Source organism: Micromonospora sp. Llam0 (assembly GCF_003751085.1).
Lineage (GTDB): Bacteria > Actinomycetota > Actinomycetes > Mycobacteriales > Micromonosporaceae > Micromonospora_E.
Window position 1 is genome coordinate 6154346 of the sequence record NZ_RJJY01000001.1, and the last position, 22839, is coordinate 6177184.

At 67.8% G+C, this 22839-nt stretch carries 23 protein-coding genes and 2 pseudogenes; 11 read left to right on the forward strand and 14 right to left on the reverse strand.

What is annotated here, in order from left to right; translation table 11 throughout:
• Positions 1-48: 48 nt before the first annotated feature.
• From EDC02_RS26605 to EDC02_RS26620, 4 genes are all read right to left on the reverse strand, one after another.
• Positions 49-591, reverse strand: a complete 543-nt coding sequence (locus EDC02_RS26605; protein ID WP_123604304.1) for a YbhB/YbcL family Raf kinase inhibitor-like protein — start codon at positions 589-591, stop codon at positions 49-51.
• Between the two features lie 66 nt (positions 592-657).
• The gene (locus EDC02_RS26610; RefSeq protein ID WP_123604305.1) at positions 658-2880 is read right to left on the reverse strand and encodes an MMPL family transporter; all 2223 of its coding nucleotides are present in this window, start codon (positions 2878-2880) and stop codon (positions 658-660) included.
• 53 nt (positions 2881-2933) lie between these two features.
• Complete coding sequence (locus EDC02_RS26615) at positions 2934-3515, reverse strand: TetR/AcrR family transcriptional regulator (protein ID WP_233606301.1); 582 nt, start codon at positions 3513-3515, stop codon at positions 2934-2936.
• A 217-nt stretch (positions 3516-3732) separates the two neighbouring features.
• Positions 3733-4392, reverse strand: coding sequence for a TetR/AcrR family transcriptional regulator (locus tag EDC02_RS26620; RefSeq protein ID WP_123604307.1), 660 nt, complete (start codon positions 4390-4392; stop codon positions 3733-3735).
• Between the two features lie 275 nt (positions 4393-4667).
• Here EDC02_RS26620 and EDC02_RS26625 point away from each other — a divergent pair, with 275 nt between their 5' ends.
• From EDC02_RS26625 to EDC02_RS26635, 3 genes are read left to right on the forward strand one after another with little or no spacing between them, the layout of a single operon-like run.
• The gene (locus tag EDC02_RS26625) at positions 4668-5363 is read left to right on the forward strand and encodes a DUF3558 domain-containing protein (protein WP_148083637.1); all 696 of its coding nucleotides are present in this window, start codon (positions 4668-4670) and stop codon (positions 5361-5363) included.
• Between the two features lie 48 nt (positions 5364-5411).
• Positions 5412-6821, forward strand: a complete 1410-nt coding sequence (locus EDC02_RS26630; RefSeq protein WP_123604309.1) for a hypothetical protein — start codon at positions 5412-5414, stop codon at positions 6819-6821.
• Positions 6822-6837: 16 nt separating this feature from the next.
• A complete protein-coding gene (locus EDC02_RS26635) occupies positions 6838-7638 on the forward strand; it encodes a hypothetical protein (protein ID WP_123604310.1) in 801 nt (266 codons plus the stop codon).
• Between the two features lie 29 nt (positions 7639-7667).
• Here EDC02_RS26635 and EDC02_RS26640 read toward each other — a convergent pair whose 3' ends face one another.
• From EDC02_RS26640 to EDC02_RS26650, 3 genes are all read right to left on the reverse strand, one after another.
• Positions 7668-7928: a hypothetical protein gene (locus tag EDC02_RS26640; protein WP_233606302.1), complete on the reverse strand. Its 261-nt coding sequence runs from the start codon at positions 7926-7928 to the stop codon at positions 7668-7670.
• Positions 7929-8092: 164 nt separating this feature from the next.
• Positions 8093-8320, reverse strand: coding sequence for a hypothetical protein (locus EDC02_RS26645; RefSeq protein WP_148083638.1), 228 nt, complete (start codon positions 8318-8320; stop codon positions 8093-8095).
• Between the two features lie 5 nt (positions 8321-8325).
• Positions 8326-8565: a hypothetical protein gene (locus tag EDC02_RS26650; protein ID WP_123604312.1), complete on the reverse strand. Its 240-nt coding sequence runs from the start codon at positions 8563-8565 to the stop codon at positions 8326-8328.
• Positions 8566-8722: 157 nt separating this feature from the next.
• Here EDC02_RS26650 and EDC02_RS26655 point away from each other — a divergent pair, with 157 nt between their 5' ends.
• Positions 8723-8917, forward strand: coding sequence for an AlpA family transcriptional regulator (locus EDC02_RS26655; RefSeq protein ID WP_123604313.1), 195 nt, complete (start codon positions 8723-8725; stop codon positions 8915-8917).
• A gap of 191 nt (positions 8918-9108) precedes the next feature.
• On the forward strand, positions 9109-9444 hold the full coding sequence (gene cutA, locus EDC02_RS26660) for a divalent-cation tolerance protein CutA (protein WP_123604314.1): 336 nt from the start codon (positions 9109-9111) through the stop codon (positions 9442-9444).
• Between the two features lie 27 nt (positions 9445-9471).
• Here cutA and EDC02_RS26665 read toward each other — a convergent pair.
• From EDC02_RS26665 to EDC02_RS26680, 4 genes and pseudogenes are all read right to left on the reverse strand, one after another.
• Positions 9472-10467 (reverse strand): annotated as a pseudogene (locus EDC02_RS26665) (XRE family transcriptional regulator); the annotation flags it as partial.
• Positions 10464-11780 (reverse strand): ISL3 family transposase, encoded by a 1317-nt coding sequence (locus tag EDC02_RS26670; protein ID WP_123604316.1) that lies wholly within the window; start codon positions 11778-11780, stop codon positions 10464-10466. The pseudogene EDC02_RS26665 and the gene EDC02_RS26670, both read right to left, overlap by 4 nt.
• Before the next feature lie 86 nt (positions 11781-11866).
• Complete coding sequence (locus EDC02_RS26675; protein ID WP_370461567.1) at positions 11867-12130, reverse strand: helix-turn-helix domain-containing protein; 264 nt, start codon at positions 12128-12130, stop codon at positions 11867-11869.
• A 216-nt stretch (positions 12131-12346) separates the two neighbouring features.
• A complete protein-coding gene (locus tag EDC02_RS26680; protein ID WP_123604317.1) occupies positions 12347-13597 on the reverse strand; it encodes a helix-turn-helix domain-containing protein in 1251 nt (416 codons plus the stop codon).
• A gap of 461 nt (positions 13598-14058) precedes the next feature.
• Here EDC02_RS26680 and EDC02_RS26685 point away from each other — a divergent pair, with 461 nt between their 5' ends.
• The 5 genes from EDC02_RS26685 to EDC02_RS26705 all read left to right on the forward strand — a co-directional run bounded on the left by EDC02_RS26685 (position 14059) and on the right by EDC02_RS26705 (position 19073).
• Entirely contained in the window at positions 14059-15786 is a 1728-nt protein-coding gene (locus EDC02_RS26685; RefSeq protein ID WP_199757460.1) for an IS66 family transposase, read from the forward strand.
• A 235-nt stretch (positions 15787-16021) separates the two neighbouring features.
• Positions 16022-16522 carry a DUF6879 family protein gene (locus EDC02_RS26690; RefSeq protein WP_233606303.1) on the forward strand — a complete coding sequence of 167 codons (501 nt, stop codon included), beginning with the start codon at positions 16022-16024 and terminating at the stop codon, positions 16520-16522.
• 8 nt (positions 16523-16530) lie between these two features.
• Positions 16531-16890, forward strand: a complete 360-nt coding sequence (locus tag EDC02_RS26695; protein ID WP_123604318.1) for a helix-turn-helix transcriptional regulator — start codon at positions 16531-16533, stop codon at positions 16888-16890.
• 138 nt (positions 16891-17028) lie between these two features.
• On the forward strand, positions 17029-18516 hold the full coding sequence (locus EDC02_RS26700; protein ID WP_370461507.1) for an ISKra4 family transposase: 1488 nt from the start codon (positions 17029-17031) through the stop codon (positions 18514-18516).
• 239 nt (positions 18517-18755) lie between these two features.
• The gene (locus tag EDC02_RS26705) at positions 18756-19073 is read left to right on the forward strand and encodes a hypothetical protein (RefSeq protein WP_148083639.1); all 318 of its coding nucleotides are present in this window, start codon (positions 18756-18758) and stop codon (positions 19071-19073) included.
• Between the two features lie 546 nt (positions 19074-19619).
• Here EDC02_RS26705 and EDC02_RS26715 read toward each other — a convergent pair.
• Entirely contained in the window at positions 19620-19859 is a 240-nt protein-coding gene (locus EDC02_RS26715; protein ID WP_233606304.1) for a winged helix-turn-helix domain-containing protein, read from the reverse strand.
• A gap of 301 nt (positions 19860-20160) precedes the next feature.
• Here EDC02_RS26715 and EDC02_RS42920 point away from each other — a divergent pair, with 301 nt between their 5' ends.
• The gene (locus EDC02_RS42920) at positions 20161-20568 is read left to right on the forward strand and encodes an ABC transporter substrate-binding protein (RefSeq protein WP_123605171.1); all 408 of its coding nucleotides are present in this window, start codon (positions 20161-20163) and stop codon (positions 20566-20568) included.
• Here the strand turns inward: EDC02_RS42920 and EDC02_RS26725 are convergent.
• Positions 20535-21368, reverse strand: a pseudogene (locus EDC02_RS26725) (IS1634 family transposase); the annotation flags it as partial. The gene EDC02_RS42920 and the pseudogene EDC02_RS26725 sit on opposite strands and share 34 nt — an antisense overlap.
• Positions 21369-21561: 193 nt before the next feature.
• Positions 21562-22779: a hypothetical protein gene (locus EDC02_RS26730; RefSeq protein ID WP_148083640.1), complete on the reverse strand. Its 1218-nt coding sequence runs from the start codon at positions 22777-22779 to the stop codon at positions 21562-21564.
• Between the last annotated feature and the right edge of the window lie 60 nt (positions 22780-22839).

Sequence of the window (22839 nt, forward strand, 5' to 3'; positions counted from 1 at the left end):
GATCCGGCCACGCGGTCAGCGGTCAGCCCAGCTGCGGGTAGATGGCGGTCAGCCCGGCTGCTGGTAGGTGGCCGTCAGCCGCGCCCGGGCGAGGGTGTGGAAGGCCAGGTTGAAGCCGACGTACGCCGGGGTCGCCGTCGGGCCGAGGTCGAGCCCTTCGACGTCGAGGGCGTGCACCGCGAAGATGTACCGGTGCGGCCGGTCGCCGGCCGGCGGTGCGGCGCCGTCGTACCCGGCGTTGCCGAAATCGTTGCGTACGCCGAACGCGCCCGGCGCCGCCTTCTCCGGGTCAGCGCCGGCACCCTGCGCCAGCTCGGTCACCGACGCCGGCAGGTTGACCAGCAGCCAGTGCCAGAACCCGCTACCGGTCGGCGCGTCCGGGTCGAAACAGGTCACCACGAACCCCTTGGTCGACGCCGGAAAGCCCGACCAGGACAGCTGCGGGGACAGGTTCGCCCCGCCGGCTCCGGTGAAGACGTGGGCCGTGGGCAGCGGCCCGCCGTCGGCAAGGTCGGTGCTGGTCAACGCGAACGAGTCGACCGGCGGAAGCAGGTCGTACGGATCTGGTGCGATCGGTCGGTCCAGGTTCATGCCTGGCATCCTGCCGCACCCGGCACCGGTACGCAGCCCAGCGCACCGATGCCGGGTGGAATCGGGTCAGGACTGCTTGGCTCCGCTGCCGACCAGCTCGGCGTCGCGCTGCGCTGCCAGCCGGGCCCGCAGCTGCTCGCCTTCGATGTCCACGTTGGGCATGATCCGGCTGAGGAAGCGCGGCAGCCACCAGGCGGCCCGGCCGAGCAGCGACATCACCGCCGGCACGATGGTCATCCGCACCACGAACGCGTCGATCAGCACGCCGATCGCCAGCGCGAAGCCCATCGACTTGATCACCGGGTCGTCGACCAGCATGAAGCCGCCGAAGACCGAGATCATGATCAGTGCGGCGGCGGTGACCACCCGAGCGCCGTGCCCCATCCCGTTGATGGTGGCCTGGGTAGCGGTGTCACCGTGGACGAAGTCCTCCCGCATCCGGGATACCAGGAACACCTCGTAGTCCATGGCCAGGCCGAACAGGATGCCGATCAGCAGGATCGGCAGGAAGCTGACCAGCGGGCCCGGGGTGTCCAGGCCGACCAGGTCGGCGAGCCAGCCCCACTGGAAGACCGCGACGGTGATGCCGAACGCCGCGCCGACGGTCAGCAGGAAACCGAGGGCGGCCTTCACCGGCACCAGGATCGACCGGAACACCAGCATCAGCAGCAGGATCGACAGCCCGACGACCAGCAGCAGGTAGACCGGCATCGCGTCGGCGAGCTTGTCGGAGACGTCGATACCGACGGCGGTGACACCGGTCAACGCGATCGCGGCGGGGCCGTCGTCGTCCGGGGCCAGCCCGAGTTCGGCGATCTCCACGCGGATCCGCTCGACGAGCTCCTCGGTCTCGGCCTCGGTGGGGCCGGTCGCCGGGATGACCGCCAGGATCGCGGTCTGCCCGTCCCGGCTGGGCTGCGGCGGCGCGACCATCAGTACGCCGTCGAGGGCCTGTACCGTACCGGTGATCTGACCGGCGGCGGCGGTGGTGGCCTCCGCCGAGTCACCGGACACCACCATGATCAGCCGGCCGTTGAAGCCGGCCCCGAACCCTTCGCTGGTCAGGTCGTACGCGGTCCGTTCGCTGCTGCCCAGCGGGGCGGTGCTGGCGTCGGGCAGGGAGATCCGCATGTCGGCGGCGGGGATCGCCAGGGCACCGAGGCCGGCCACGCCGAGCACGATCACCGGGATCCGCAGCTTCACCATCAGTCGGGCCCAGCGGAACCCGAAGGACTCCTGGTTTTCGTGGGCGGTCGGTGCGTCGGCCGGGTCGACGGCCCGCTTACCGCGCGGCAGCACCCGGCGGCCGGCGTAGCCGAGCAGCGCCGGCTGCAGGGTGATCGCGACCAGGACGGCGACGCTGACCGTGCCGGCGGCGGCCAGACCCATCACGGTCAGGAACGGGATGCCGACGACGGAGAGCCCGGCGAGGGCGATGACCACGGTGGCGCCGGCGAACACCACCGCGGAGCCGGCGGTGGCGACGGCGCGGGCGGCGGCCTCCTCCGGTTCCAGCCCTTCGAGCAGGTGCTGCCGGTGCCGGGAGGTGATGAACAGCGAGTAGTCGATGCCGACCGCGAGGCCGAGCATCAGCGCCAGCACCGGGGCGGTGGAGGTGAGGTTGATGACGCTGCTCAGGGCGAACAGGCCGGCCATTCCGGCACCGACGCCGATCAGCGCGTTCAGCATCGTCATGCCGGCGGCGACCAGCGAGCCGAAGGTGATGATCAGGACGACCAGGGCGATCGCCACACCGATCGCCTCCTGCGAGCCGACGTGCGGCTCGGTGCTCATCACCTCACCGCCGTGGGCCACCTGGAAGCCGGCGTCGCGGGCCGGCCCGCCGACCGCTTCGTACGCTTGGCGCGATTCGTCACTGACCTCGTCGTTCGGCTCGGCGAACTGGACGTTGACCAGGGCGAACCGGCCGTCGGGTGACACGCTGCCGGTCTGGAACGGGTCGAGCGCGGCGATCACGCCGGGGATCTGGTTGGCTTCGCCGACCACCTGCAGTACGGCGGCCTGGCCTTCCGGGGTGGTGAGCTGCTCGCCCTCCGGCGCGGCGATCACGATCGTGCCACCGGCCCCGCTGGCCTCGGGGAACTGCTCCTGCAGCAGCTCCAACGCTTCCTGGGATTCGGTGCCGGGGATGTTGAAGTCGCTGGCGGTCGGCCCGCGGAAGGCGAGCGCGGCGGCTCCGAGACCGACCAGGGCGATCAACCAGATCGAGACGACCAGGTGTCGCTTGCGAAAGGCGGTCCGGCCGAGCCGGTATAGCAGGGTGGCCATGCGGCATCCTCTGTCGTGTCGGTCGTTACGAAACTTCGGGTGTTCGGTGCGCGTCAGGCCCCGCTCGCGCGTCGGCCCGGTTCACCGAGGGTCCGGTCGATCACCTGGGCCAGCAGCGGGCGGAGCCGGTCGGCGTCGAGGTCGAGATGTTTGGAGCTGGCGGCGGCGACCCCGGCCAGCACCACCAGGGCGGCGAACCGGTCCGCCAGACGTCCGGACCGACCGGTGAGGGCGTCGAGCAGCCGGTCGATCATCTGTTCCAGGTCGCAGAAGGCGGGTTGGTGCAGCATCTGCGGGATCTCGGCGTAGAGCACCGCGATCTGCCGCTGGTAGCGCAGGCAGAGTTCGATGAAACCGTCGATCGCCGTACGGCGGGCGGTCTCGTCGTCGAGTCCGGCCAGTTGCTGGTCGAGTTGGGCCAGGCTGGCGACCGCCGGGTTCATCAGGGCAGCGAGGATCGCGTCCTTGCTGTCGAAGTGGTAAAGCAGGGATGCCTTGGCGCAGCCCACCTCGGCGGCGATGTCCTGGAGGGAGGCGCCTCGGAAGCCGACCACCGCGAAGCGCTGGGCGGCCACGTCGAGGATCTGTTCGCGTAGCTCGGGCCGCGCTGCGCCGCCCCGGCCGGTCTGCGTCACCTGGCCTGCCTCCTTCCCTCTGGTCATCCGTCGCGACCAAGGATGCCGGAGCCGACCCAGGATGCCTGACCGATCGGTCAGAACGTGAAGTAACTCACAGCGATGCCCTGCTCAACCTCGATCTCTGCCGGCCAATCACAACCGAAGCGGGTGGAAGCCGGACGTGAACTTGATGAGAGTTCGTTAAGAGTCACCGGAAGTGGCCGCTGGAAGCGGGTCACCGGCCGGGCAGGACCGCGTGTTTCAGCTGGCTGGCCAGCCAGTCCCGGAAGTCGGTCTCGCTCCAGCCGCAGCGCAGCACCAGGCTGCCGTAGTGCGCCGGGTCGTTGTAGAACCAGACCAGATCCACCGACCGGTCGAGGTCGGAGCCGTACCGCAGCGGGCCCAGGTCGCGCAGTCGCCCGACCACGCCGGTGGCGCCGATCCGGCGGTTGCGCAGCAGCGTCTCCCAGACCTGGGCGACCTCTTCGGCGTCGTCGGCCGCCTGCCGTACGGTCTCGAAGATCCGTGCCGTCCGGCCGCCGATCAGCCGACACACCTCCGCGTACGCGTCGAGTACGCCTTCGGCGGTGTCGGCGAGACGCACCGGCTGGTACCAGGGGCGTTCGACGACCGACACCGGCTCGTCGTCGCCGGCAAGGGCCTCGTCGAGGACCTGGCGCAGCAGGGCCGGCTTGGAGCCGAAGGCGGCGAAGACGGTGGGGCGGGCGACACCGGCCACGACGGCGACGTCGGCGAGCGAGGCACCGGCGTAGCCGCGTTCGACGAAGAGGTCCCGGGCGGCGTTGACGATCGCCCGTCGGGTCCGGCGGGCGCTCGCCTCGCGTACGGCTGATCGGTATTTCCGGGTCGGCCTGGTCTCGTTGTCGGCTGCCATAGCTCCGTCACCCTACCAAGATATTAACTAGACAGCGTCTCTGGATTAGCTGGTGTCTATTGAATATGCTCGTGGCAGCCTGACCGGCGTCGGACCGCCAGCGCGGTCCCCGACCGGGGCGGCTTCCCGCTGCGACGAACACGCAACCGGCCGACTCCGGCGGTCAGCCGGCCGCAGCGGCCAGCCGGCGGGCGGGCGGGCAACCCGGCGACGGGCCCGGCGACGGCCTCGGCGAAAGCGTCTGCGTGTGGGAGAACCCCGACACCTATCACTCCGTGACGGTCAGCATCGGCGGCCCGGGTACGGCCGCGTCCGGTGAGCTGCCCACCGAATCGGCGTACGGCGAGACCGAACCCGGCCCGGACGGGATCCGGTTCGCTCCCGGCGGCTTCGCCGAGTTCATCGTCGGCGACCGGGCCTGTGAGGTCCAGGTCGTCGCCCCCGACGCCGACCGGGACGTCACCGTCGAGCTGATCGGTCTGATCAGGAACCGGATGTCGACCGCAGGCACCTCGACCGGACTGCCGTCCGGCTTCCCGGACGACAGCGCCGTGACCGGCCAGGCTCCACCAGCGAGCACGGAGACCGAGCCGCCTGCCGCGCCGGCTCTGATCAACGCCTGTGACCTGGTGACCCAGCAGGAGGCGGAGCAGCTGGCCGGCACACCGCTCGACGCGCCCCGACAGGTCGAGGCGACCTGCACGTTCACGTCGCCACCGTCCGGGCCGACCGCTCAGGTGGAGGTCTTCGTCGGACCCGGCGCAAAGAAGATCCTCGACATCAACCGGGAGCTCGGGCATGAGTTTCGTGAGCTGCGCGGCGTCGGCGACGAGGCCTACGCCGAAGACAACAACGTGTACGTCCACACGTCCGGCCAGTGGGTCTCGATCCGGTTGGTGCTGCTCAACGATCCCGCCGAGAACCGGCAGCCGCTCGAAGACCTCGCCCGCGTCGTCGCCGGTCGGCTCTGAACCCCGTCCATCATCCACCGTCATCGGCTCACCCGAAGGGTGTCGGTCATGGGATCCCGTTTCACCAACTCCCGGCGACTGATCGGGTCGGCCGTCGCCGTACTCCTGGCGGTGTCGGCCTGCGGCGGCGCGGGCCCGGCGGACGGGGCGCAGCCGGACGCGGCGTCGCCGGTGAGTGCCGGGGCCGAGCAGCGGTACGGTGCCGCACCGACCCCGCACCCGGACGTCACCTACCAACCGGACGTGGTGTTCGTCGGCGGCGGCGCGGACGCCGTCCGCTCGGTCGCCGCTGACACCTTCACCTGGCGTATCGACCCGGCCGCGAAGAACGCCGACCGGCTCACCCCCGGCAAGGTCATGTTCCTCACCGGGCGGGCGGTGGGCCGGGTGGTCGACGTCCGACGCGACGGCGACGACCTGGCCGTGGCCCTCGGCCCGGTGGACATCACCGAGGTGATCCGGGACGGCACGTTCACCAGTGCCGAACCGGTCCCGTTGACGGCTGCGGTCCCGATGCCGGACGCGGCGGCCAACTGGGCGGAGTCCGGCGACGACAGTGGCGGCGTCGGAGGTGGCGGTGGCGGTGGCGGTGGCACGGTGTCGGCGGCCGCCAAGGTCGGCAAGCTGGCCGCCACGCCGATCTGCTGCTCCGACGGGGTCGGCGCCAAGTTCACCTACGACAGCAACGGAGTGCGCCTGCTCGGCAAGGTCCTGCTCAAGATGACCGCGCCGACCGCCGGCTTCCACCTGGAGATCCGGGGAGCGACGGTGACCCGGGCCGAGTTCATGGTCAACGGGGCCGCCGCGCTGCGGGTGGAGATCGAAGCGACGACGTCGACCGGCCGCAACATCGACCCGCGCATCCTGATCCCGGTCGACTTCAGCGTCCCCATCGGCGAGGTGCTGGGCGTGCCGTTCTCCGCGACGGTGACCCAGGTCATCGGGGTGAACACGGCGTTCGGTGCCAAGGACGGCAACATCAGTGCCACCGGCGAGTGGTCGCTGAGCCAGTCGATCGGCTTCGGCTACGCCAACGGCTCGTTCGGCGTACGGGCACCGAACTCGATCAGCGTCGACCAGAGCCTGATCGACTCGATCTCCGGCATCTCGGTCGGCGTCAACGGCGTGTGGCTCGACTACCACGCCAAGTTCCACGTCGGGCTCGGCGCGCTCGGCTTCATCGCCGGGCTGTACTTCGAGTTGACCCTCACCCTCGGAATGACCATCGGCTCCGCACTCGGCGCGCCGATCGCACTGTGCCGCAGCGCCCAGCTCGGCCTCTGGGCGTCGTACGGCGTCGGCTACACCATCCCGGCCGGTCTGGCCGCGGTGATCAACACGTTTCTGCAGCTCTTCAACGCAAAACCAATTCCGAAGGAAGGCGGCGTCGGCGACACGAAGAACCTCTACGACAAGTATGTGGTGAACCCTCCGGATGTGCCGATCTGTCGAGACTGATTGATACCCTTGGGCTGTGTCGGCCACCGTGGATCCACCGCCGCCGCGCACAGATCCGTCCACGCCCCGGCAGAAGATCAACTGGGTCGACCGTCTCATTCAGGCGGCAGCCATCGCCGGGTCGGTCGCCGGTGTCGCGTCCTTCTTCACCGAGCATCCGACGGCGGGGCTGCGGCTCATCGCGGGCAGTCTGCTCGTCGGCGGGGTCGCGCTCGCTTTCAGATGGCGTACGGCCGGTGGCCCTCGCTTTGGTTTCCTCAGCGCGCTGGTGCTGGCGCTGATCGGGGCGGGCATCGTCGGTTGGTCGGCGCGGTCGGGCGCGGCACCGGAGGCCGGCGCGCCGGCACCGAGCCCGACCAGGACCACTGCGTCGAGTTCGTCGGGTTCGTCGCCAACCACTGCCGGGCCGGATCCCGCGACCGGCGGCACATCGGTGACGGTGCACCGGGCAGAAACCGTCGTCCCCCTCTCCGCGAGAACGGAGATCGACCTCGACTCACTCGCGCCGGACTGGGACGTCGCGGGCTACGACGAGACGGGCCGGGCCGATGTTCGGTTCAGCACCATCGGCCTCGAAGCGATCAACAACGCCGAGCTACGGGAAGCCGCAGGTGACGGCCCGGAGCTCTGCCAGCAGGCGACGGCGCAGTACCAACTGACGCTCGACGAGGACCTGCCCGAGACCAGGTACACCTGCGCGATCACCAACGAAGACCGCTTCGCCTCGGTGCGGTTCAACCGCGAAGACGTCCGGATGGGATACACCGTATTCAGCTCGATCAACCTGACGATCACGGTCTACAACCGCGCCGCCTGACCACCGTCCGACCCGGCCGCCGGGCAGAGTTACGACCCGTCGTGCCGGGGCAGACGATAAAGTCCATCACGTTGCACGAATATCTCCCGCCGCTCGGCGGCTTCGCCTGATTTGTCGATCACATAACCCGTGACCCAGAGCCAGCCCTCGTACGTCGGCTTGGGGTCCACCGAGATGACCCGGAACCGCAGTCTGCGCTCACCAGCGAACTGCACGCTGGCCTCACCGCCGACCACCAGCACGTCACCCGGCCTCGGCTCGGACGTGCGGAGCAGCCGACTACCCGCCACGCCGATCCGCCAACGGGTATGTCGTACGCCCGCAGTCCGGGCACCATCGCGACTTCACCTTGAACGACCACAGCCCGGCGCAGAAGCCCAGCAACGCCGCACTGAACAGCGCCCCGATGTCCCACATCGTTCCGTCCCTTTCAAAGATGACGATTCCAAAGCAGTCACGCGTCGTCGAGTGACACGGGCTCACCGCCGTTGGCCTGCCACCGGGCAAGGATCTCGGCGACGATCCGGCGGGCACCGGCCTCACCGTGCTCGGCCTTCAAGTCCTCGAAGCTCCACCGCAGCGTGAGAGCCATCTCGGCCGCTTCATCGGTTTCGCACTCTCGGGTGACACCGGCGTCGACGTCGGCGGCGTTCGGACCCGACTCGCCAGCACGGTCGTCCACCAGGATCACAACCCTGCCGGTACGCGGTAGCCGACCAGCTGGCCGTAGGTCATCAGCGGACGCAGCGTCGGAGTGAGCATCGTCGGCTCGGACGACCAGCGATGCCCGCGGTTGCCGTCCAACCGCCGCTGCCTGGCCGCCGCACGCTCCCGGTCGAGCCGGGCCAGGCGCTTCGACGCCGCCGACCGCCCGTCCCGCCACTCCTGCCACCGCACCACCAGCTCACGAATCATCTCGACGATCACTGCTCTCTCTCCTTCTCAAGATCGTTTTCGTGTTACCTAATCGATCAAGCTCACGGCGCTACACCGCTAATGTCTCGCCCGGACAGCATCCATGACCGTCCACAGGCAACCTTGCAACTGTCAAGGTTCACGGGGTGCTGGTGCTTACGTTCAGCTTGTGAGAGTCGTCGCGCTGTCCGACGTCGCCGAGATGCTCGGCGGCGTATCGCGCACCCGCGCCACCGAGATCACCAACCGGGCGAGCTTCCCGGCACCGGTCGCGCTCGTCGCCTCCGGCCGCATGCGGATCTGGGACCGCGACGAGGTCGCCGAATGGATCCGCACCCACCGCCCAACCCAGCAGGAAGACTGATGTCTCATTCACCTTCGTGCTCCCTCGTACGGTGGCATCCGTTTACCAAACACCCGCAACAGGACGGAGTCCGCAAGAACAAACCGATACTCACGGCCGCTGGCGCAAGACGCGATAGCGGGGACGTCCGCCGAATACCATCTGCTGTCCGCAGACACCGGATCGGCTGGAGAGGGCGCTAACCTCGGACCATGAGCGACTATCTACAGGTGTCGACCGCAGTCGAGACACGTGATGCCGCAGTAGCCCTCGCCCGATCGGCGGTACGTGCTCGCCTGGCTGGGAACGCCCAGGTGATTGGCCCCGTGATCAGCGTCTTCTGGCATCTCGGCGACCAAGGCGAGGGTGAAGAGTGGCAGGTGCTACTCAACACCACGGCCGCCCGGTACGAAGCCTTGGAGCGCCACCTACTCGCGCACCATCCCTGGCAGAACCCGCAGATCACCGCTACCGCGATCGTGGCAGGATCAGCAGCGTGTCTGGAGTGGCTCCGAGGGTCGACTGGCGAGGCCGCGCCGGAGAGTTGAGGCCGAAGCTGTCTCGACCGGGCGACGCTACCGGCTCATCTCCGCCACTTGGCCATGCAGGTCCACGACACACGGGAGAGCCGCGTACGGATCCAGCCTCGACATGAATGAGTCGATCCGTTGAGCTGGGCGGATCGACCCGACTCCGGCCGCCAACCGCATTGCCTTGCCCGCCACGGAGCACGCCTGTTCCACCTCGTTGGCGTCGAGGTACGCGTCAGCGAGCCAGGTCAGATAGAGCGCCTTGTCACGGGCATGCGTGTCGCTGTACAGCGCCAGGACGTGCTCCAGCACCGATATCGCGCGCACCGGCCGGTGCAGCACCGACCAGCAGCGGCCAGTCATGATGTCGACCTCGACGTCATCCACCCAGTAGACCCAATCTGGCTCAGCCCGGTCACCGGCGGCGCTCAGCCACCGTGCGCCTGTATCGAGCTGCCGTTCCGCTTCTGCTGCCTGCCCTTGAAGGGCGTGAGTCCATGCCCGGCGGCAGTGCAGAAGGGTCAGGACCCTCGGAGTTGCGCCCTCTTTCGCTGTCTCGCACGCCGCGATAGCCAGATTCAAGCCGGACCGGCCGAGCGCGATCGCCTGGTAGGCAAGAAACGCTTGCGCGTTGCCGGCAAGCGCCGGGTTGTCCGCCTCCTGAGCAGCGGTCAGACTCGCCTGATACAGCCGCTCCGCGTCGCCGTGACGGCCCGCGTCGAACGCGGCCCAGCCAGCCAACTGCGCCTGCTCGGCCAGCACCGCCAACAACCGTCGATGGGTATCCTCGGCGTAACGTCCGTCCCGGATGAGCCGATCTGTAGAATCAAGCTCGGCGGCGTACATCTGGTACGTGTCCGCGCCGCCAAGGAAGTCGTCCAGACGACGCAACCGCGCGGTACGCTCCACCAATTGGTTCGGAAGGTCTGCACCGATCTGGCGGCCGTGATCCAGATAGGTATGCGGAAGCGCGGCAGCGAGACCAGCTCCAGCTACGAACTGGCGGCGACTGAGGGCCCTTTGAGGGCTCTTCGAAGTTAAGCGGGGTTGAGGTGTCCGCGGCTTTTCCGGGTGGTCGCGCAGCGGGTTCGTAGGCGTTGGTTGATCGGGTTGCGGAAGCCGTAGGCGTCGCGGGCGACGGTTTTGATGACTCGGTTGGTGCCTTCGGAGCCGGCGTTGGTGATGCCGGTGTGCAGGAACGCGAGGATCTGGGGCCACCAGATCTCGATCGTGGTCGCGAGGCGGGCGAGTTCGGGTAGACCGCTGTCGGCGCAGCGTTGGTAGAAGCGGTGCAGCAGTCGAGCGACGTTTTCCCGGTCCGGGTGGGTGCGGGCCAGGGCCAGCAGGTCGAGGAGGTCTTCCTTGGCGTTCCACGCGGCGAGGACCGGCACGCTGATGCCGGCGGGTAGCCCGGCGATCTCGTCGCAGAGCTTGTCGACGCGTTCCGCGCGCATCCGCTTCGCGGAGCGGGTCAGCCGGTTACGCAGGTCCCATTCGCGGTCACCGGCGCGGCCCCGGCGGCCCCGGACCTGCACGGTGACCCGGCGGCGGACCTCGTTGAGGGCCTGGTGGGCGAGTTGCACGACGTGGAAGTGATCGACGACGAGGATCGCGTGCGGCAGCGCCTCACGGACCGCGGACTTGAAGATCGTGCACATGTCGATCGCGACGTACCGGACCTGATCGCGCCACGTCTGGCTGCGGTGGCCGAGCCAGTCGATGACCACCTGGGCGGTGCGGCCCTCGACCTGGCCCAGTAGTCCCTGACCGCCGGACAGGTCACACATCCCGACGTGCCACCGGTCCACACTGCTCTGCCACGCCTGGCTGACCTGGTCGAAGACCCACTTCGGCCGGCCCCGGCGGGTCTCGTCGATCCCGAGGACCTCCACCGGTTCCGGTTCGTCGGGCAGCACCACGCCCGCGTGGGCGGTGAACGCCGCCGCGACCACCGGCCAGGACAGGTCATGGTCACGGGCGGACTGTACGACCGTGCGGGCGCCGTCGGCGACCGCCGCCCCGGCGGCCTGCCGCAACCGGGCGGTCACCCGATGCCGGGCTGGGACCTGCGCCACCTGCTCGGTGAACGTCCGGCGCCGACATCCGCCGTGGTCGCAATGCCAGCGGCGTTTACGCCACCGTAGCCGCGTCGCCCGGCCCGCCACGGGAAGGTCCCTCGGCCGGGTCGTCACCCAGTCCTTGACCCGCCGGGCCCGCACACCGCAGTCCGGGCAGCATTGTGCCTGCTCATCGGCGGTAGACAGAGCAACCACCGGGACACCGTCGGGGTCCAACCTGACCCGATCCACCACCAGGCCGTCCAGGCCCAGCAGCCGGGTCGTATCGTTGACCATGCTCGCAGCTCTCCGCTTGTGACCATCCGATCTAGACACTCAGATGATCACCGAAGGGCTGCGAGCCCTCTACGCCAGGGGCGCCGTCAACCGCGAACCCCGCTCAACTTCGAAGAGCCCCTTTGAGTGTCAGCTAGTGCTGACAATTCACCGCCGGCTCGGAGCGCAGAATCGAGACGCTGGGCAGCCTGCGCCGTTGGGCGCTTAGAGCCGTTTTCGAGCTCATGCAGATAGGACTTGCTGTAGAAGGTCGCCCTGGCGAGCTGACGCAGCGACATATCGCGCTCGGTCCGCAATTGACCCAGTCGACGGGAGAAGTCCGAACCTTCTGACTCTGCCATCTCGACCATCCCTGATCGCCGGAAGATCAGCACCGCGTCAGCGAGACTTCGACGCTCACCGCTGACAACCGTACCGCAAAATGATGATCATCTTGTCGCTGCCGGATGTGACCGACGCGCTCGCATCCCGCCGCAGCGCAGGAACGAGTGATGGTCTACCGCATCGCGTCCGAGGCGACGGCGTCGATCATGCCCCGATGCGGACATGCCCTCCGTGAAGGATGCTCAGGACCCCGCACCCAGCAGGTCAGCCAGCACGGCCAGCTCCTGACTTACCGGCCGACGGCGACGGGCCAGGATCGTGGTGACGATGTCCCGGGCGTACCGCTGATTCCGCAACCAGGTGGGCGACACCGCTCGGAGCCCGGACAGGATGCGCGTCGCTTCGACCAGGTCGCCGCGCTCAGCGTTGGCCCAGGCCCGGTCGAGCTGGTGACGATTCCGGTTGTCCGACGTGGCCCGGCCACTGCTCGGCGGTACGCGTTCCGCCAACGCGAGCGCCGTGACCGGGTCGCCCGCCACGACCGACATCTCGACCCGCTTCATCTCCACGGTCACTGGGCAGAAGGCACCCATGGTCACCGGCATACGGAGAGCCGCCTCCGCTGGAAGATGCTCGCCGATCCGGACCGCCGCCGCACCGGCGGCGTCGAGCATTTCTCCGGCGTCGTCGGCGCGACCATCGCGGATCGCCGCAGCCGACCCGCGCAACATGAGCCAGCCCCAGACCGCGAGCCGGGTCGGGTCCGTACGTGAGAAGCGTGGCTCGATCGCGTCCGCCGTGGCGACAGCCAACCGCTCAGCCTCGTCGAACCGCCCCTGCCGGAGCAACAGCCAACACATCGTGGTGACAACCGACGCGGCGACCAGTTCGTCTCCGGACTCGTCCGCGACGTCGAGCGCGAGACTCAGCGCATGGTAGGCAAGATCGAAGCGCCGGAGCTGGACCAACGCCGTCGCGGCGATCTGGTACGCCTGAGCAAGCTGCCCCGCGCCAGCGACTCGCTGATCACCGGCACTCGCGTCAACAAGGCTGCGGGCTTCGCCGATCAGCACCGGCAACCGGGCCAGCACGCTGGCGTAATCGTCACCATGGTAGATCCGGTCGATCTCGGCAATCGACGCCTGCAGATCAGGCACCGTCGGCGGATTAACCGAGGAACTGTCGACGAGTCTTCCGTTGAGACCCCGTGCTGGAGTCAACGCCCGCCGTAGCAGGCCGACCGCGATCTCGTCGTCATCGGTCCCGGCCCCGGCTGCCGGGCCAGTGGTGGCAGGGCTGACGAGTGCGGAGGTCGGCACGGCAAGCGCGGCGGCGATCGCCCGCAAGGTCGACATCCGTGGTGATCCCGGCTTGTTCTGCTCCAGCTTCTGGATTGTCTCGACCGCAAGCCCGGCGGCCTCCGCCGACTGCTCCTGGGTGAGCCCTCTGAGCCGACGTAGCCGCCCCACGTTGTCGCCCACCGTCGAACTCATCGAGCTGCCTCCCGAAACCGCGCCCGCCAGCAGGAAGCCGGCACCGCCGCATCGACCGCCGCCGCCAACCGTACCGCGAGGTAACGATCATTGCGGCGCATGGTCAACGCGTGGCCGGGGGTTCGAGTGGCCATCGGCCAAGGTGCGAGCCATCCTTGCACCGGTACTGGGCGGGCACCCGGTTCGGCCGAGCAAGCTTGAGCAAGCTCTATTGAGGTTTGTAGCTGTGCCGTGCACACTCGGCCAAGGGGAATTGCTCGGACCAACAGGACGAAAGATCGTGTCATGGCAGAGCTGCGGTTCATCGCGAAAGATCCCGACAGCCCGCAGGGCGGCTCGCCGACCGTGTGGGTTGACGACGAAGACGGCTCACTGATCGTAAGTAGTCCCAAGTCCCGTGGGTGACTGTGTGTAAGTCGGACAGTTGGTGCGTGGTCGGGCGGCTGTGATGGTGTTGGTTGGTGGCTGTGACGGTTTCGGTGGGTGCTGCGGTGGAGGCGGATGCTGACGCCGGGTTGCGGGATGTGCTGGCTCGGGTGGTGGAGGCCAACGAGCGGTGGGAGCGGTTGGCTGGGCAGTTGCGGGCCGAGGACGCTGAGTTGCGGGCGGAGAATGGGCGGCTTCGGGCGGAGAACGAGCGGTTGTCGGCGGAGCTGGCGGTGTTGCAGCGGCTGGTGTTCGGCCGTTCGTCGGAGCGGGTCCGGCCGTCGTCGCCGGTCGACGGTGACGGTGACGGCCAGGGTGGACATGGCGGTCAATCTGACGGGCGGCAGTCGGGGAAGGCGACGCGGCGGGGGCCGGGTGGCCGGGCCGGCCGTAGGGACTACTCGCACCTGCCGCGGGTGGAGGTGCTGTGGGACTTCACCGGGGGCGGGTACTGCTGCCCGGATTGTTCGTCGCCGTTCGAGGCGTTCGGTGATCACGCCTTCGAGCAGGTCGATTGGCGGGTGACGGTGCGGGTGGTGGTACACCGCCGCCGCCGGTACCGGCGGCGTTGCCGGTGTGCGGGAGCGAGGACGGTGACCGCACCCGGGCCGCCGAAAGCGGTCGGGAAGGGCCGGTTCGGTAACGGCTTCATCGCGATGCTGCTGGTCGAACGGTATGTGGCCGGGCGTTCCCAGAACTCCCTGATCGCCGGGCTGGCCCGTCACGGGGCTGACGTCAGCGGGTCGACGCTGGTCGGGACCTGCACGGCGGCCGGGGCGCTGCTCGCGCCGCTGCAAGAGGCGATCGTCGCCCGTAACCGTGATTCGTGGCATCTGCACGCTGATGAAACCTCGTGGCACGTGTTCACCCCCGATACCGGTGACGGGCCGGCCCGCTGGTGGCTGTGGGTGTTCATCGGCGCGGACACCACCTGTTTCGTGATGGACCCGACCCGCGCCGGGGTGGTGCTGGCCCGGCACGCCGGGATCGACCCCGACACCGGGCAGTTGACCCCGCACGACGACGGCGGGCCGCGCGGGCTGGTCGTCTCCAGTGACTTCTACACCGTCTACGCCTCGGCCGGGCGTAGGACCGACGGTCTGACCAACCTGTACTGCTGGGCGCACATCCGCCGGTACTTCGTGCGCGCCGGGGACGCGAACCCGACCCAACTCGGGTACTGGACCCGCGACTGGCTGGACCGGATCAAGGCCCTCTACCACGCCCACGACGAACTGACCGACGCGTGGAACGCGTCCACGGCCGCCACGCCCGGACGCGCCGCGACCGAAGCCGCCACGCGGCTGGCTGACGCGTACACCGCCTGGGACACCGCTCTGGACGCGATCGACACCGCCCGGCAGGCACAGATGGCCAGCCCCGGGCTGCAACAGCCGGCGAAGAAGGCCCTGGCCACCCTGGACCGAGAATGGGACGGCCTGACCGCCCACCGCGACCACCCCATGATCAGCCTGGACAACAACGCCAGCGAACGCGCGCTCCGCAGACCGGTCGTGACCCGCAAGAACGCCTACGGCTCCCGCACCGACGACGCCGCCCGCCTCGCGGCCACCGTCTGGACCGTCACCGCGACCGCCGAACAGGCCGGCCTCAACCCGCTGACCTACCTCACCGCCTACCTCGACGCCTGCGGCCACCACGGCGGCACACCATTGACCGGCCCGGACCTGGAACGATTCCTACCCTGGACCGCGTCTCCCGCCGACCTGCACACCTGGGCCCAGCCACCACCGACCGGCTGACACCCACCACCACCACCACAACGGCGCCGTCACCACAACCGGCCGCGCCGGCCGTCGGTATGCCCACCTATCCGCGTCACCCACGAGACTTGGGACTACTTACCACTGATCGTGCAAGGCTGGCGCATCGACGACGCGACCATGAGCCAGGTTCAGGCGACCGGCCCGGTACCGGCGCATGAGACCGTGGTCCGCATCCCGGCGCGACTGCTTCCGCACTTGAAGGGAGTCACGGGTGGCGATCCTGCCGCAGCTGTTTAAGAGAGCGGTCCGCTCGGCTATCCACCTGGAGATGCGCGATGGTTACGAGCCGGACGATCCCGACTGGCTCAATTGGCGTGACGGAAACCGCTTCGATCCGGCGGACCGTTGGAACGAGTGGTTCACGATGATGAGTGAGACCACGGCGCGGGGCGTCGAGGTCCGGCGTGCCCGCATCGTCTCTGAGCCGGTCACGGACTACGTCCGGTACGAATACGACGTGACGGAGCCGTTCAACATCGCCAGCGGCGAAGAGGTCCGATGGCTACCCCGTAGTCGCGCAGTAGGGCTGCTCGTTCCGGCGGTAGACTTCTGGATCTTCGACAAGGCCGTTGTCGTGATCAACCACTTTGACGGCTATGGCGGCAAACTGCGCCATCAGCAGCTGGACGACACAGCGCTTGCGGCGCGGTACTCGCTGGCGTTCGAGGACATCTGGGATCGCGCTACCCCGCACGCGCAGTACGCGATCTAGCGCATCGCATGCCTACTCCATATTCCGCCGCGCAGGAAGCTCGCGCAGCGCTCGCCAATCGGCTCCGAGAGATCCGCAACCGGGCGGGCCTCTCGGGCCGTGAACTAGCCAGCCTTGCGAAGTGGCACGAGAGCAAAGTCAGCAAGATCGAGCACGCGAAGCAACCGCCATCCGTGTACGACATCAAGGCGTGGTGTCTGCATTGCGGTGCAGGTGACTCGGTCGCCGAGGAACTTGTCGCGGCGCTGCACGCGGCCGAGGGCATGTGGACCGAGTGGCAGCGCATGGAGCAAGGCGGCCTGCGTCAAGCGCAAGAGTTCGTGACGCCGATCTACGAAGGGTGCGGCTCTTCTGGAGTGAGGCGGTGATTGCCTATGGTCGCGGAGTGGTTGCGGGGAGTGGTCGCGGGGGTGTTTGGGTCGGTTGGAAGGTTGAAGGGCTCCTTCTCGTAGGTTGATGGGTGGTCTAGATCCACAACCGAAGAAGGAGCCCGGGTGTCAGGGTACGTGGTGGCGGGGGCGTTCGACCGGTCGCGGGAGTGTTTCGAGGAGTTGGTGGAGGGGTTGGCCGGCTCGGACAGTGACGGGTTGACGCACGCCGAGTTGGAGGACCGCCTCGCGGTGCGGGGTCGTGAGCTGCTGCGGTTGTTGTTGCAGGACCATGTGGATCTGCGGGCGGCGCGGGAGGTGCGCCGGGAACGGGTGGTCGGTGCCGATGAGGTGGTCCGTTCCCGGGTGGAGGTGGGGCATGGTCGGGGGCTGGGCACGGTGTTCGGTGCGGTGACGGTGACCAGGATGGCGTACCGGGCGTCGGGAGTGGCCAACCTGTATCCGGCGGACGCGGTGTTGAACCTGCCGGTGGAGAGGCATTCGCACGGGCTGCGCCGGTTGGCGGCGGTGGAGTCGGTACGGGGATCGTTCGACGACGCGGTCGCCGCGATCGACCGGTCGTGCGGGGTGGGTGTGGGGAAACGGCAGGTGCAGGAGTTGGCGGTGGCCGCCGCTGTGGACGTGGCCGCGTTCTACGACACCCGATCGCACCGGCCGGTCGGCGATGGCTGGCTGCTGGTGCTGTCGTTCGACGGTAAGGGTGTCGTGATGATCCCGTCCGCGTTACGGGACGCCACCGCGAAGGCCGCCGCCCGGACAGGCCGTAGGTTGACCACCCGGCTGTCGCCGGGAGAGAAACGTGGCCGTAAACGGATGGCGGAGTTGGCGGTGGTCTACGACGCGGCGCCGGTGCCGCGTACCCCGTCCGAGATCATCACCGGTGACGACGGCCGGCGTCGGCGGGGTCCGGTCGCCCAGGCCAGGTGGTTGACGGCGTCCGTGGTCGACGACATCGCCCCGGTCGTCGCCGCCGGGTTCGACGAGGCGTGTCGCCGTGACCCGCGGCAGGCGCGGACCTGGGTCGTGCTCGTTGACGGTAACCGTGCCCAGATCGACGCGGTCCGGGCCGAGGCGGACCGCCGCCAGGTGAAGGTCCACATCGTGCTGGACTTCGTCCACGTGCTCGAGTACGTGTGGAAAGCGGCGTGGGCGTTCTTCTACACCGGTGACCCCGCCGCCGAGGCGTGGGTCGGCGAGCAGGCGGTCAAGATCCTGTCCGGCAAGGCCGGGCAGGTCGCGGCCGGGATCCGTCGGCGGGCCACCCGGTACGGATACTCGGCCAGGGAACGCGCCGGCGCCGACGAGTGCGCCGACTACCTGACCCGCCACCAGCCCTACCTGGACTACCACACCGCGTTGGCTGCGGGGTGGCCGATCGCCACCGGCGTGATCGAGGGCGCCTGCCGGCATCTGGTCAAGGACCGCATGGACATCACCGGCGCCCGCTGGGGACTGGACACCGCCGAAGCCATCCTCAAGCTACGCGCCGTATCCGCCAACGGCGACTTCAACGCCTACTGGGCCTTCCACCTGCAACAAGAACACCAACGCATACACCAGAACAGATACCAGCAACAACGGGAGGGCTACACCCTCGCCGGATGACCAGCCATCACTCCAAAAGAGCCGCACCCAACCGTGAAACCGTGATAGCTAGGCGACGTGATTGAGGTCGGAGAGCAGGACCACATGTCCGGCCGATATGTGCCGGCCGGTGCCGGCCGCTCGCCTGGCCATGGGCGTTCCGAGACAATGCGACACGTAACGACAGGATCGACTCTCGCCCTCACAAGCCAGCCACGACCCTCCACTACATCCCTTGAATAGAAACGCAAGGAGCGATGATGCCCACCCCGGTCATCGACCCGACCGAGCGCCACCCCGACGACATCGCCGACGCCACGGCGTACCGATCTGCCGACCCCGTCTGGGTGTGGCCGCCGCGCGCTGAGCAGTGGCGACCCGGCGTCGTCGACACCAACTCACACCTCGCGCTGCTCGTGAGATACCAACTGCCTGGCGGAGGAACCAGCGTCGACTCCCTCCTCCCGCGCAACGTCATGGCCCGAGCCGAGCCTGCAGACGTTGACGGCACCGACAGCCTTCCGATCCGGCCACGCAACCTCGGCCCTATACCCATGCGATCCGCAGCTTCAGCGTAAACAGCGATCTCCGACACGAAAGGACGACTGTGGACAACCATCCTCGAGTAGCGCTCGATATCATCGAGGACCCGCACCCGGACTGGTGCGAATTGACCGAGTGCACTGCTGGCGGGCCAAGTGAGTTCCACCCCGAGTTGTCACCGCCGGCCCACTGGGGTCGCCGCTACGCTTGCAACCCGCAACCGGGGCGGTACCCGACTGAAGTGACCCTCCAACTCGTTCGATTTGTCGATGACCCGCCGCGAACCGATTTCGTTCGTATCGAGTTGGGGAGTTTCGAGGAGAGGCGGTCGCACTACGTACGCCTCGTCCAGGGCGAGATGATGCGCGACGCTCTCACCACCGTCCTCGCTCAGGCGCGCGCCACTAACCCGGCGAGAACAACGTCTGTCGGGTAGAAATCCTCCGGTGCATAAGAGTCGATCGAGACACCTGCCGCCGAGCCGGCGTACCCGACACGCCTGTCCCCTACCCGTCGGCAGCCTGTCCGACGACGACCGGTCGTGGGCGGAGCGAGCCGCAGGCACTTTGGTTGCGTAGCGGTCAGTCCGGCGCACTGTTGACGTAGACGCCTCGGCCTTGGTGGCCTTGAAGGACGCCGCGTTCCTGGAGACGGGCGAGGGCTTGGCGGACGGTGGGTGCTGAACATTCGTACTGTTCGCGGAGTTCCGAAGTGGATGGGATCTTGTCGCCGGGTTTGAGGTCGCCGGTGGCGATGGCGGTCTCGATGTCGCGCATGATCCGCCGGAAGACCGGCTCAGCGGGCTGGGAGGGGGTCGGCACGGCAGGCTCCTCGCGTAGGTGAAGCCATCGCATCACGCCCTGACCTGTGTTGGCAAGTAAGTCAAGTGCTCCCGTGTCGACTTGTCTTACTTAGCAATCTAGGTTTTCGGTCTGGTTAGAGGTGCCTCCTCGCGTAGGGGCTGAGGCGGGACACCTCTGCCAGGGCCTGCCCTCCTGCACCTGGGCGTCCCCCGTCGTCGAGGACGGGAGGGCAGGCCATCCCACTCTGCCCTGCTGCGGCTTCCTGATGTCCGCGCCCTTCGTTCATCCCGACACGTATTGCTAAGTAAGCGAGGTCTTGATGGTCCGTACGATCACTCGCCGCCGGCTACTCGCCGGTGGTGCCGTTGTCGCGGCTGGGGTAGCTGCCTCGGCTTGCGGTCGGTTGCCCGCTCCCGGCCCCGCCGCTGTGCAGAAGGTCACGGTGTTGACGGGTGCCGGGTTCCAGGGGCGGGAAGCGCCGCTGCTGGTGGCGCGGGCGCAGGGTTGGTTCCGCGACGAGGGCCTGGCCATGGAGGTGCTGCCGGGCAAGGGGTCGGGCGAGAACCTGAAGCTGCTGGCGGCCGGGCAGGTCGACGTGGCGACGCTCGATGTGAACGCCGCGATGATCGAGGCCAGCACATCCGGCGGCATCCGGGACTTCCGGCTGACATCGGTGCTGCACCAGCGGAACCTGGGGTGCTCACGCCGCCATTCGGCCACCGCGTAGGGAACGTCGGCGATACGGGCGCCGAGGATGAACGACAACCCGGCGTCCTCGATCGCGCGTTGGTTGGCCGCCGAGATCATCCCCGCGTCGGCCACGACCGTCACGTCGGGGAGCCGGTGCGCGTCCATGAACGACCGGATGGTCGGCACCATCGTCAACGTCTCTGCCTTGTTGCCCTCGAACGCCTCGACCATCAGCGGGAACCCGCCGGCGTCGGTCAGCAGCCCGATCGTGATCTGCGGTTCGAGACGGCGTTGCTTGGAGAACCCGGACTCGCGGAACCCGTCACCGGCGTCGGTCTCGAAGTACAGGGTCGACACGTCGTACAGCACCAACGACGCCGGTCCCAGCCGGGCGTGCGCCGCGCACGCCGCCGACAGACGCTGACGCCAACCGGCCTTGGCGTACTGCGGCAGGCGACGGTTCACCGTCGGATACGACACCGCGTCGACACCGACCTCGTCCAGGACCCGCAGGCTGTCCTGCTTACTGGTCGGCTCGATGATCCGGGCCAGGACCAGCTGCCGGAACACCTCGTCACCGCCGGCCGCCTCAGCGAACCCGAGCTGGTCGTAGCCGCGGCACAACGCGTCCCACAGGTGCCCCATCCGCGAGCTGGTGATCTCCAACGGGCCGCCCGCGTCCGGACTGTCGTCCAGCCCCAGGTCCAGCTCGCCCTGACCCGCCGCCAACCGCTGCCGCGCGACCGACTTCAACACCGCGAGCTACGTCTCGTCGTGCGCCGACCCGATGTGTTCGATATCGCGTGATCCCCGCCGCGAGGAGTGCACGATCTGCACGGCCCTCGCACCCGAAGCCGTCTTCACAGTGCGGACGTACGGTGACACACCTGACAGCCTAGACGCCACGGTTTAGTGCACACCCACCACACCAAAACCCCAGGTCAGCGACCTACAACCCGCCAAAACCCAGCCCCGTGATAAGAGTCAGGTTTGACGTGCCGTTGTTGATCGATGAATGATCTGGTCTGGCCTAGAACAAGCCTTCCATATTTTCCATGCGGTCTCGCTCCAGTGAGCTGCGGAAGACCCACTCTTGGAATTCCTCGACGTCGGCCGATCGGGAGGTCAGAAGGTCCGCGAATTCTTTGTCGAACCTGACGTCCAGCCCTTCGTTGATCCAGATCATGCCGATCTCGGTGGCTCCGGATTCCAGCCACCCATCCACGCGATCGAGCTCAGAGCAGATCGAGGTAAATCCGTCCACGCCGGCAGGAGTGAAGTCGAACGTCGGACTGTCGCGCACGTCGCTCATCGTCAGCGGCAGCGCCCCGAGGCCAGGAAAGAAGACCGAGATTGTGGAGCCGGCTTTATCGAATCCGCCGTGCGAGTACGGATTCCGATAGTATTCCACGATGGCGTGTATGGTGTCGTAGTGGCCCTTGGCAACACGGTCTTTCATATCGAACACCTTCTGGAACTTTGCACTCCAGCGATCGCCGATGAATTTCTTGATCTCTGTTCCCGGCGGAAGGCCGCCAATAAAAGGCAGAAGCAGCACCAGGACGTGCTCCAGCCAACTGGTGTAGGCGGTGACCATAGCGAAGGTATTGTAGAAGCCGGTCACCTGCCTGAAGAGGGGGCCCTTTACCGACTGGCGCATCATGCCTGGCCGCCCCGGGACCGGCTCCGGTGGCGTGGCTTGAGGTGGAGTACTGAATTCCTCAAAGGCCCGATCTCGGAAGTATTTGTACATCCCGCGCAGGCGTGGGGCCTGGTTGGTAATAGCGAACTCGCCAGCCGCCATAAGGAGTTCAATCCTGGGACTGAGCAGACTCTTCTCAACGATCTGTTGCGCCTTCTTCAGTCGGCTCACAATACGCCGGGACGCCTGCAAAGCCTCCTTCTCGGCGGACCCTGGTCGGCGTCCGACGTAAAGCCTTAACCCGTACTTCTGGAGGCTCAGTGCGCATTCGGATCCCTCGAAGGTGAAGATGTACTCCCAAGCAACCTTATCGCCAGGCCCCATGTTCTGGGCGCCGGCCAGCGCCAGAACAAAACGCGGCAAAAGTGGCACAGGGAGGTCTTTGGGATCGACAGGAAACCTGAAGTGCTCCCCTCCTGTTTTCCACACGAGGCTCGCCGGCTCTGCCGGCGCCGCGCCAAATCCCTTGAGCGCCAATCTGATTCGCCTCAGGAGATCTGCAACCGCGTCCTTTTCAGCTTCGGTTGCGTTACCCTCTTCTGCCATGCCTCGGAATATCGGTGATCCAAGCTGGACGGTCAACCCAATAATCTGCGTCTCTCGCTG